This window comes from Streptomyces sp. NPDC055815, from assembly GCF_053616475.1.
On record NZ_JBSHDU010000013.1, the window covers coordinates 124224 to 134660 of the forward strand.

Genomic DNA, 10437 nt, shown 5'->3' on the forward strand with positions numbered 1-10437 from the left:
CTCCACAAAGAGGTCAGGTGCAGACTTGAGGTTAACACTACCGGCTCCAACAAACATTCCCCCTCTCCCTCACCGGCAATCTCCTGTCCGAGGCGCTGCCCGGCGCCCCGGCCGCCACACGCCTAGGGCGCGAGCGGCAGGACACTCGCTCCGGACGCGTCGAGGTCGAGCCGGTTGGCGGCCCAGCCCTCGCCCGCGAGGCGGGCGACCTTGTCGGCCGTCCCGTGTTCGGCCAGCGCGAGGACCGTGGGGCCCGCGCCGGAGATGACCGCGGGGACGCCGTCCGCGCGCAGCCGGTTCACCAGGGCGATGCTCTCGGGCATCGCGGGGGCCCGGTACTCCTGGTGCAGCCGGTCCTCGGTGGCCGAGAGCAGCAGCTCGGGGCGGCGGGTCAGGGCCTCGACGAGGAGGGCGGCGCGGCCGGCGTTGGCGGCGGCGTCCACGTGCGGGACGGTGCGCGGCAGGAGTCCGCGGGCGGTCTCGGTCAGTACGGGCTTTCCGGGGACGAAAACCACCGGAACGATGGAATCCGAGGGATCCATCCTGATCGCCCGCGCGGCGCCGGACTCGGTCCAGGCGAGCGTGAATCCGCCGAGCAGACAGGCGGCGACGTTGTCGGGGTGGCCCTCGATCTCGGTGGCCAGCTCCAGGAGGGCGGCCTCGTCGAGCCGGGCGTCCCCGCCTATGGTCACGGCGCGGGCGGCGACGATGCCGGCGCAGATGGCGGCGGAGGAGGAGCCGAGGCCGCGGCCGTGCGGGATGCGGTTGGCGCAGACGACCTCGAGGCCGCGCGGCTGTCCGCCGAGCAGGTCGAAGGCCGTGCGCAGGGAGCGTACGAGCAGGTGGCTCTCGTCGCGCGGGAGCGTCTCGGCGCCCTCACCGGCGATGTCGACGTGCAGCCCGGAGTCGGCGACCCGGACGACGACGTCGTCGTAGAGCCCCAGCGACAGGCCGAAGGCATCGAAGCCCGGGCCGAGGTTGGCGCTGGTGGCGGGGACGCGCACCCGTACGGCGGCGGCGCGGAACGCTGGACCGGCCATCGCTCGTTGACTCTCCTTGATTGCGAAAACGGTGTTTCAGACAACGGGTACTGCAAGAGAAGCACTCGGGGACCCGAGCCCCAGGGGGCCGTTTCGGCCGCGGAGGCGACAACGGCAACGACACCGCGCATATGCGTCGGGGCGGGTTCGGTACAGCCTATCGAAGGAAGGTTCTGTGGCGACATAGGGCGCACAGGAGGCGCACGATGCGTGTCGCGAGCCATCCTGTGCGCCTATGTAGGTTCCTGATCGGGTTTCACCCGATCAGGAACCGGCGGGCCTTGCTTGTTTTCAGGCCAGACCGAGGCGCTCGGCGGCGGCCGCGGCGTCGACCGGGACGGTGACCGGCTGCGGCGCGCCGGCCACGGCCCAGTCGGGGTCCTTGAGGCCGTTGCCGGTGACGGTGCAGACGATGGTCTGGCCGGGGTCGACCTTGCCCTGCGCGGCGGCCTTCAGCAGACCGGCGACCGAGGCGGCCGAGGCGGGCTCGACGAAGACGCCCTCCTGAGCGGCCAACAGGCGGTAGGCCTGCAGGATCTCACGGTCCGTCACCTCGTCGATGAAGCCGCCCGACTCGTCGCGCGCGGCGATCGCGTAGTCCCACGAGGCCGGGTTGCCGATGCGGATCGCGGTGGCGATCGTCGACGGGTCCTTGACGACCTCGCCGCGCACGAGCGGGGCGGAGCCGGAGGCCTGGAAGCCCCACATCCGCGGGCGGTGGGTGGCGAGACCGTCGGTGGCGTACTCGCGGTACCCCTTCCAGTACGCCGTGATGTTGCCGGCGTTGCCGACGGGCAGCACGTGGATGTCGGGGGCGTCGCCCAGCATGTCCACGATCTCGAAGGCGGCGGTCTTCTGGCCCTCGATGCGGACCGGGTTGACCGAATTGACCAGCGCCACCGGGTAGTTCTCGGAGAGGCTGCGGGCCAGGGTCAGGCAGTCGTCGAAGTTGCCGTCGACCTGGAGGATCTTCGCGCCGTGCACGAGGGCCTGGCCCATCTTGCCGAGCGCGATCTTGCCCTGCGGCACGAGGACGGCGGAGACCATCCCGGCGCGCACGGCGTAGGCGGCGGCGGACGCCGAGGTGTTGCCGGTGGACGCGCAGATGACGGCCTGCGCGCCCTCCTCCTTGGCCTTCGTGATGGCCATGGTCATGCCCCGGTCCTTGAAGGAGCCGGTGGGGTTGGCGCCCTCGACCTTGAGGTGCACCTCGCAGCCCGTGCGCTCGGAGAGGACCTGAGCGGGGACGAGCGGCGTGCCGCCCTCACGGAGCGTGACGACCGGCGTCGTGTCCGTGACCGGAAGGCGGTCCCGGTACTCCTCGATGATGCCGCGCCACTGGTGGGTGCCCTTGTGGGTCATGGGTCCTTACTCCCCTTCAACACGCATGATGCTGGCGACACCGCGCACGGTGTCGAGCTTGCGCAGCGCCTCGACGGTCCCGGAGAGGGCGGCGTCGGGCGCGCGGTGGGTGACGACGACGAGGGAGGCCTCGCCGTCCTTGCCCTGCTGGCGCACCGTATCGATGGATACGCCGTGCTCGGCGAAGACCGTCGCGACCTGGGCGAGGACGCCCGGCTTGTCGGCCACGTCGAGGCTGATGTGGTACCGCGTGACGACCTCGCCCATGGAGCTCACGGGCAGCTGGGTGTACGCGGACTCGCCGGGGCCCGTCGCCTCGTTGAGACGGTTGCGGCAGACGGCGACGACGTCGCCGAGCACGGCCGAGGCGGTCGGCGAGCCGCCCGCCCCGGGGCCGTAGAACATGAGCTGCCCGGCGGCCTCCGCCTCGACGAAGACCGCGTTGTACGCCTCGCGGACGGAGGCGAGCGGGTGGCTGAGCGGGATCATCGCGGGGTGCACGCGCGCGGTGACGGACTCGCCGTCGGCGGCCCGTTCGCAGATCGCGAGCAGCTTGATGGTGCAGCCCATCTCCTTGGCGGAGGCGAAGTCGGCGGCGGTGACCTCGGTCATGCCCTCGCGGTAGACGTCGTCGAGACGCACGCGCGTGTGGAAGGCGATCCCGGCGAGGATGGCGGCCTTGGCGGCGGCGTCGAAGGCCTCGACGTCGGCGGTCGGGTCGGCCTCGGCGTACCCGAGCGCGGTGGCCTCGTCCAGGGCCTCCTGGTAGCCGGCGCCGGTGGAGTCCATCTTGTCGAGGATGAAGTTCGTCGTGCCGTTGACGATGCCCATCACCCGGTTGATCTTGTCGCCGGCGAGGGACTCGCGCAGCGGCCGGATGAGCGGGATGGCGCCCGCGACGGCGGCCTCGTAGTAGAGGTCCTGCCCGTGCTGCTCGGCGGCGGCGTAGAGGCTCGCGCCGTCCTGGGCGAGCAGCGCCTTGTTCGCGGAGACGACGGAGGCGCCGTGCTCGAAGGCGGTGGTGATGAGGGTGCGGGCCGGCTCGATGCCGCCGATGACCTCGACGACGACGTCGATGTCCCCGCGTTTGACGAGGGCGGTCGCGTCGGTGGTGATCAGCTCCGCGGGGACTCCCCCGCGGACCTTGTCGGGCCGACGGACGGCGACGCCGGCGAGCTCGACCGGCGCGCCGATGCGCGCGGCGAGGTCGTCGGCGTGCGTCGTCATGATGCGCGCCACCTCTGAGCCGACCACTCCACAGCCCAGCAGCGCCACCTTCAGCGGACGCGTACGCATCATCCGACCTCGTTTCTCGTACTACTTCGTCGTCGTATTTCTACGGTGGAACCAGTCTCACTCACCGGACCGGGGTTTCAGCCCCCGGTCCGGATCCTGAGACACCTATTTCATCACTCGACTGTTTCGTCACACGACTATTTCATCAGCCGACGTCGAGACGCAGGAGATCTTCCTCCGTCTCGCGCCGGACGATGACCCGCGCCGCGCCGTCGCGGACGGCGACGACGGGCGGCCGGAGGGCGTGGTTGTAGTTGCTGGCCATGGAGCGGCAGTACGCGCCGGTGGCGGGCACGGCGATCAGGTCGCCGGGCGCCAGGTCCGAGGGCAGGAAGGCGTCCCGTACGACGATGTCGCCGCTCTCGCAGTGCTTGCCGACGACGCGGGAGAGCATCGGCTCGGCCTCGCTGGTCCGCGAGACGAGGCTGACGCTGTACTCGGCGTCGTAGAGGGCGGTGCGGATGTTGTCCGACATGCCGCCGTCGACGCTCACGTACGTCCGCAGCCCTTCGAGCGGCTTGACGGTGCCGACGCGGTAGAGGGTGAAGGCGGTGGGGCCGACGATGGCCCGCCCGGGCTCGACGGAGATCCGAGGAGTCCGCAGCCCCGCGGCCTCGCACTCCCGGGTCACGATCTCACTGAGGGCCTTGGCGATCTCGTGCGGCTCGCGGGGGTCGTCCTCGGAGGTGTACGCGATGCCGAGCCCGCCGCCGAGGTCGATCTCGGGCAGCTCGACCCCGTGCTCGTCCCGCACCTCGGCGAGCAGCTGGACGACACGACGGGCGGAGACCTCGAAACCGGCCATGTCGAAGATCTGCGAGCCGATGTGCGAGTGAATGCCGATGAGCTCCAGCCCGTCGAGCTTGAGGGCCCGCCGCACCGCCTCGGCGGCCTGCCCGCCGGCGAGGGCGATGCCGAACTTCTGGTCCTCGTGGGCGGTGGCGATGAACTCGTGCGTGTGCGCTTCCACGCCGACGGTCACGCGGATCTGCACGCGCTGGCGCCTGCCGAGGGACTGGGCGACATGAGCGACCCGCACGATCTCCTGGAAGGAGTCGAGCACGATCCGCCCGACACCGGCCTCGACGGCCGTACGAATCTCGTCTTCGCTCTTGTTGTTCCCGTGGAAGGCGATGCGCTCGGCGGGCATACCGGCGGAGAGGGCGGTGGTCAGCTCGCCCCCGGAACACACATCGAGATTCAGCCCCTCCTCCTTGAGCCACCGCACGATGGCGCGGGAGAGGAAGGCCTTCCCGGCATAGAAGACGTCGGCGTCCTTGCCGAAGGCCTCGGCCCAGGCGCGGCAGCGGGCGCGGAAGTCGGCCTCGTCGAGGAAGTAGGCGGGCGTGCCGAACTCCTCGGCGAGGGCGTCGACGGCGATCCCGCCGACGGTGGCGACCCCACGCTCGTCACGCGCGACGGTCCGGGCCCAGACCTTGGGGTCGAGCCGGTTCAGGTCGGCGGGAGGAGCGGAGTAATGCCCCTCGGGAAGAACATCGGCGTGGCGGGGCCCGGCGGGGTGGGCGGAACGGCTCATGGTCTGCGTCTTTCAGATCTGGTCGGGTGCGCTGATGCCGAGCAGGGAGAGGCCACCGGCGAGCACCGTCCCGGCGGCTTCGGCGAGCGCGAGCCGGGAACGGTGGGCGGCCGAGGGTTTCTCGTCGCCGAGCGGCAGCACGGTGTGCTGGAACGCGAGCAGCGCGTCGGCGGTGGCTTCGAGGTGCCGGGCGACCCGGTCGGGGGCGCGGTGGCGGGCGGCGGCGAGGAGGACGACGGGGTGGTCGCCGAGGACGCCGAGAAGCTCGGATGCGTGGGTGTCGGTGTCGTACGCGTCGGCGGCTTCGGCGCGGGTGATCCCGAGCTGCTGCCCGTTGACGAGCAGCCGGCGGACGCGGGAGTGGGCGTACCGGACGCGGAAGAGGGAGTTGCGCTCGTGCTGGACGAGCAGGGGAGGCCCGTCGAGGGCGCGGTCGGTGGGCGCGGCGCGGAGGAGGGCCCAGCGGGCGGCATCGACCCCGAACTCCCGGGGCAGGTACGGGGCGGGCCGCACGGGGATCCGCTCGCCCCCGCCGAAGGAGGCGTCGGCACCCTGCGCGCGCAGCAGCCGAAGGACCACCTCGGCGACGACCTGGGCGCGGGACTCTGTCACCTCGGCGAACCGGACGACGGTCCCGGCGAGGGCTGTGCCGTACCCGTACTCGTATCCGGCGCTACGAATGGCCCGTACGAGATCCCCACCCGCGTCACTCCCGAGGGTGAAGTTCAGGAACCCGGGCCCGGTGATGTCGACGGCGAGGATCCCGGGGGCTCCCTGGAGCCGCTCCTTCAGGACCCCGGCGACATCGAGGGCGCTGCGCCCGGCGGGCCGGGCGAGGCTGAGCGCGACGCTGCTGGCGTACTCCCCGGTACCCCCGGGCCGGGCCCGCTCGACCTTGACGCGCGGGGGGACGTCGACCCGCAGCGCACCGTCGTCGACCGCACGGCGCACGGCGTGCTGCACGGTGAGGGAGAGGTCCGCGGGGGTCACGGGACAAGCCTAGGGGAGGAGGGGGGTCGAAACGCGAACCGGTTTCGGCATGCGGGCACCAGAAGCGCCCACGCGTCACCCCACCCCGCGCACACTCCCGGCACGACGGGGGTCGTGGGGCGGACGGGGGTCGTGAGGTGAGCGGGAGTCCTGCGACGTCCGGGGGTCATGGCTCGCGCGGGAGTCCTGCGACGTCCGGGAGTCATGGCTCGCGCGGGAGTCCTGCGACGACCGGGGACCGTGAGGTGCGCGGGAGTCCTGCTCCTGCGATCCCTCGACGACTGCGGCCGGCTCCTCTCCCCCGTCCGTCCCGTCGGGCCCGGCGGCGTCGGGACGCTCCCGCCGCTCGCGGTGCATCAACTGCCGCACCACACGCACGAGCTCCGAGGGCTCGAAGGGCTTGGCGAGGAAGGCGTCGACGCCGGAGGAGACCCCACCGACCTCGTGCTCACCACAGGCGCTGATGATCGCCACCGGCAGATGACTGGTCCGGGGATCGGCCCGCAGCCGCTCGGCGGTCTTGATCCCGTCCAAGCGGGGCATGACGACGTCCAGGGTGACGACATCAGGACAGACCTGATGTACGACATCCAGACACTCGGCACCATCGGCCGCGGTCACCACCTCGAACCCCTCGAGTTCGAGATTGACCCTGATCAACTGCCGGATCACCTTGTTGTCGTCCACAACGAGCACCCGACCGGACACGCCTGACACACGAACGAGAGTAGGACGCCCCGAACGGCTGCGTCCGGGTTTTACCCACTTCTGACCCGTGCGGGGGACCCGGCCCCTGGTGACGCCCCGGAAATACCTGTTCACAGGCACACCCGCAGAGCTGGTAGGGTTCTACCCGTCGCCGCCGAACGCGGCGGACGCCCCCGTAGCTCAGGGGATAGAGCAACGGCCTCCGGAGCCGTGTGCGCAGGTTCGAATCCTGCCGGGGGCACTCTAGCTCGGACAGCGTGATCAATCCGCTGACCAGCAAGAGTGCCAAACACAGAGACCCGGACTCAGTCCCACTGAGTCCGGGTCTCTGTCGTTGTGTGTCACTGATCGCGAGTGAGTGGCGAGTGAGCCTGTTTGGTGCTCGCCGGCACATCACCTGACGCCGGGCAGCGCGGCTCGACACCCCGTGACGAATCGCCAACCCGCACGTAAGAATCGCGCCGACGTAGGTCATCACCTCCGGAGGACACGGGTGCAACAGAGCCAGAAGAAGCCGAACTGGATACTCCAGACTCTCGCCATCATCGCGGCGCTTGCGGCCGTCAGCTTCCTCGCTTGGATGCTGGTTAAGGGACCGTGGCGGTTCGACGGTGCCCACCTGGATCGACTCACCAAGGATGACGCTCCGAAGGCGGTGCTCGTCACTGGGTTCCGCACCGCCGTGGTGAGCTTCGGGCTTGCAGCCGTGGCCGTCCTCGGCGCGTACCTGACGTGGAAGAACCTTCAGGTGACCCGCGCGACCCTTGAGCAGACGCAGGAGAGGGATCAGAAACAACACGCCCTATCCGAGGAGAACCTGGCACACACGAGGGCCATGGACAGGGAGAAGCAGGACCTCGCCCGCGAGGGTCAGGTTACCGAGCGCTACGTAAAGGCTGTGGGACTCCTAGCTTCCGAGAGCAATACCTCTCAGCTTGGCGGCATCTATGCCCTGGAACGCATAATGAACGACTCGCCTGAGGATGCTGTCACCATCATCCAGTTGCTGTCCGGATCGATCCGCGAAAGCAGCAAGAAGCAGCGAGCGAGCAACAACGGCAAGAACCCCTCATCCGTTCGCGAACCTGACCGATCGGCGTTCGCCGTCATTGCCCGCCGGAGCAAGGGGATCACGGGTGCGGAGAGAGCCAGAGCACTCAACTTGAGGCGGGCCAACCTTGCCGGCGTCAGCCTCATAGGCAACGAAACGAGCGATCTTTGTGACGCTGACTTCACCAAGGCCAAGCTGAACAACTCGGACTTCAATGGAGCCGCACTCACGGGAGCCCGGTTCTCCGAGGCAAACCTTGAACGCGCGAACCTTTCGAGCTGCGATCTCAGGAAAGCCCAGTTCGACCAAGGCGCCATCCTGCGTCTGGCCAACCTGGAAGAAGCCAACCTGAGCGGTGCCAACCTCCAGGCAGCTCAACTCCAAGGAGCCTTCCTTCGAGGTACCGACCTCTCAGGAGCGGACCTACACGAAGCCAACCTGGGTGGAGACGGGGATTCACTGGCTATAGTCGACGCCAGCCAACTTCTAACAGCCCGCGTCACGAGCAGCACGGTCCTTCCCTCTCACCTTGCGAAAGCCGAGGGGATGGCAGACCACATCCAGCGATGCACTGAGGAATACATTCACGGCGGGCGAAATGGCGCGGCATGATCGCCAGGCCGTCCTGAGAGGAGTCCCGAGTGGCTGAGCCCGAGCCGAACGCCAACGTCCAGATCACGTATGAGGCAGACGGGACCCGTGTGGTCACCTGGAATCGCTACCGTGCCGACGGCTCACCGACCCCGGTCTCGCACAAATCCCCTGACGCCCTTAGTCACCACTACTCTCCCGGTGACGTCGGTGAGGATGTGCGTCTGTACTCGGGCGGCTTCGTCAACGATCGCGGCAAGTACTTCACGGGGGACGTCAGCGTCATCTGGAGGCCGTCTCCACGCGTCCACGTCTCGGGTACGCGTGAACTCACCGAAGACGACTATGGGGATCTGTTCCCTGAAACGGCCCGCACCGGCCTCTGGTCTGATGTTCCGGAAGTGCTCGTCGAGCAACCCGACAACCTCGTACCTCAGCAGCCAGACGCCCCCTACTCGCCGGAACCTCCAGAAGTCAGCTACGAGAGCGTCGCCCACAGAATCGTGGGGGAACTTGGTGACCGCTCGTCGGACCTTGACAGCGTGACCTTTCTGATTCCAAACGGTTGGGAAGCTCACGACGCCAGCTACATCTGCAACCCTCACAACCTCCGTCAGCGCTGGTCGGGCCGTATGACGACCAGCGGCGACGGGTGGACCGTCACCTTCGACCGCGTCCAGGAGATGGATTCCAAGGCATGGACCGCCCTCCGCGACTCCGCAGGAGCCCGCTTTACGCACGTCGGATGTCTCACCCGAACTGACGGATCGACATTTACCGGCCAGCGAGCCCTTCAGGTTCTTGAGCGCGTCCGCCTCGGTCTCGCACTCGGTCTGGGTCGGAACACCTCTTGCTTCCTGCCGGTCGGCTACCGCAACGATCAGCCGGTCTGGGCGTTGTGGCGAACATCCCCCGTCGATCCCTACACCCGCGTACACAGCCACTGGCTCGACCCAACTGTCTCATCTGCGCAACTCTCAGGCCTTCTCGCCAAGGTTCTGGACTTCACCGCTGACGAAGTTCGCAGGGAAGCCCTCACTCACGCCCTCGCCTATTACGTCACCACCAACACAGGGATCGACGCCGCCTTGGGAGTAGGGCTGGCGATCTCAGGACTTCAGCTCCTCAGCTTCTTCCATTTCGTGACCGAAGGCAGCTACTCGCAGACAGCTTGGGAAACGCAATATCCCAAGACGGAGTCAGAAGTCCGAGAGCTCCTGGATGCGATGAACGTGTCGACGCCGGTACCCGGCCACTTCACCAACTTGGCGGCCGTCCAAGCGCGACTACCCACTCAGCGGGACGCCCTCGGGACAGTGGTCTACATGAGAAATCACATCGTTCATCCGGTCAAGGGACGCCCCGGCAAGTACAGGCTTCGGGAATGGGCGGAGTCCAGCATCCTCGCCAACTACTGGCTCGGGCTCGCTCTCCTCCACTTGGTGGGTTACCAAGGGGAGATCAGCTCGGTGCTTGCGGACGGCGTGCGCCGTGACGGCGATGAGCTACGTTCAGTTCCCTGGGCTCCTGCGGCCAGCGGCACGACTTGGTCGGCTGGTGGTTAAGGGCGACCCCGCAATGACCGCTCATATCTCCGGGAACGGTGGGGTGTCGTTTATCGCCTACAACAACTTCCGAGCAGGCATCGTCTGCTCCGGCCGCACGGAGGAGGCTACACCCTCGATGACTGGCTGGCCTGCATACACGGCAGTCCTTACAGCCGCCTCCCAGTCGGTTTGACAACGCTTAGTGCGCCGGAGCCACAAGGCGGCGGCGCACTCAGGCTATTTCGATCAAGGGGCCCCCTACCCATCCCCTGGCTGCGTCGATCTTGCTGTTGTTAAGCTCCTCGGGGGCCTCGA

The 10437-nt window shown here is 68.4% G+C and carries 8 protein-coding genes and 1 tRNA gene; 3 read left to right on the forward strand and 6 right to left on the reverse strand.

The features are described from left to right. Positions 1-122: 122 nt before the first annotated feature. From thrB to ACWGN5_RS12005, 6 genes are all read right to left on the reverse strand, one after another. The gene (gene thrB, locus ACWGN5_RS11980; RefSeq protein WP_352021412.1) at positions 123-1040 is read right to left on the reverse strand and encodes a homoserine kinase; all 918 of its coding nucleotides are present in this window, start codon (positions 1038-1040) and stop codon (positions 123-125) included. Between the two features lie 291 nt (positions 1041-1331). Beyond that, positions 1332-2402, reverse strand: a complete 1071-nt coding sequence (gene thrC, locus ACWGN5_RS11985) for a threonine synthase (protein WP_369146527.1) — start codon at positions 2400-2402, stop codon at positions 1332-1334. Between the two features lie 6 nt (positions 2403-2408). Further along, entirely contained in the window at positions 2409-3701 is a 1293-nt protein-coding gene (locus tag ACWGN5_RS11990; RefSeq protein ID WP_369146526.1) for a homoserine dehydrogenase, read from the reverse strand. Positions 3702-3843: 142 nt separating this feature from the next. Further along, positions 3844-5235 (reverse strand): diaminopimelate decarboxylase, encoded by a 1392-nt coding sequence (lysA, locus tag ACWGN5_RS11995; protein WP_453513739.1) that lies wholly within the window; start codon positions 5233-5235, stop codon positions 3844-3846. A gap of 12 nt (positions 5236-5247) precedes the next feature. After that, a complete protein-coding gene (gene nrtL, locus ACWGN5_RS12000; protein WP_453513741.1) occupies positions 5248-6225 on the reverse strand; it encodes an ArgS-related anticodon-binding protein NrtL in 978 nt (325 codons plus the stop codon). A 75-nt stretch (positions 6226-6300) separates the two neighbouring features. Then, positions 6301-6912: a response regulator gene (locus tag ACWGN5_RS12005; protein ID WP_453513742.1), complete on the reverse strand. Its 612-nt coding sequence runs from the start codon at positions 6910-6912 to the stop codon at positions 6301-6303. A gap of 190 nt (positions 6913-7102) precedes the next feature. Between ACWGN5_RS12005 and ACWGN5_RS12010 the strand changes: the two genes are divergently transcribed. From ACWGN5_RS12010 to ACWGN5_RS12020, 3 genes are all read left to right on the forward strand, one after another. Beyond that, positions 7103-7174 (forward strand) — tRNA-Arg (locus tag ACWGN5_RS12010). Positions 7175-7426: 252 nt separating this feature from the next. Then, the gene (locus ACWGN5_RS12015; protein WP_453513744.1) at positions 7427-8596 is read left to right on the forward strand and encodes a pentapeptide repeat-containing protein; all 1170 of its coding nucleotides are present in this window, start codon (positions 7427-7429) and stop codon (positions 8594-8596) included. A gap of 29 nt (positions 8597-8625) precedes the next feature. Then, positions 8626-10140, forward strand: coding sequence for a hypothetical protein (locus tag ACWGN5_RS12020; protein ID WP_453513746.1), 1515 nt, complete (start codon positions 8626-8628; stop codon positions 10138-10140). Positions 10141-10437: the final 297 nt, after the last annotated feature.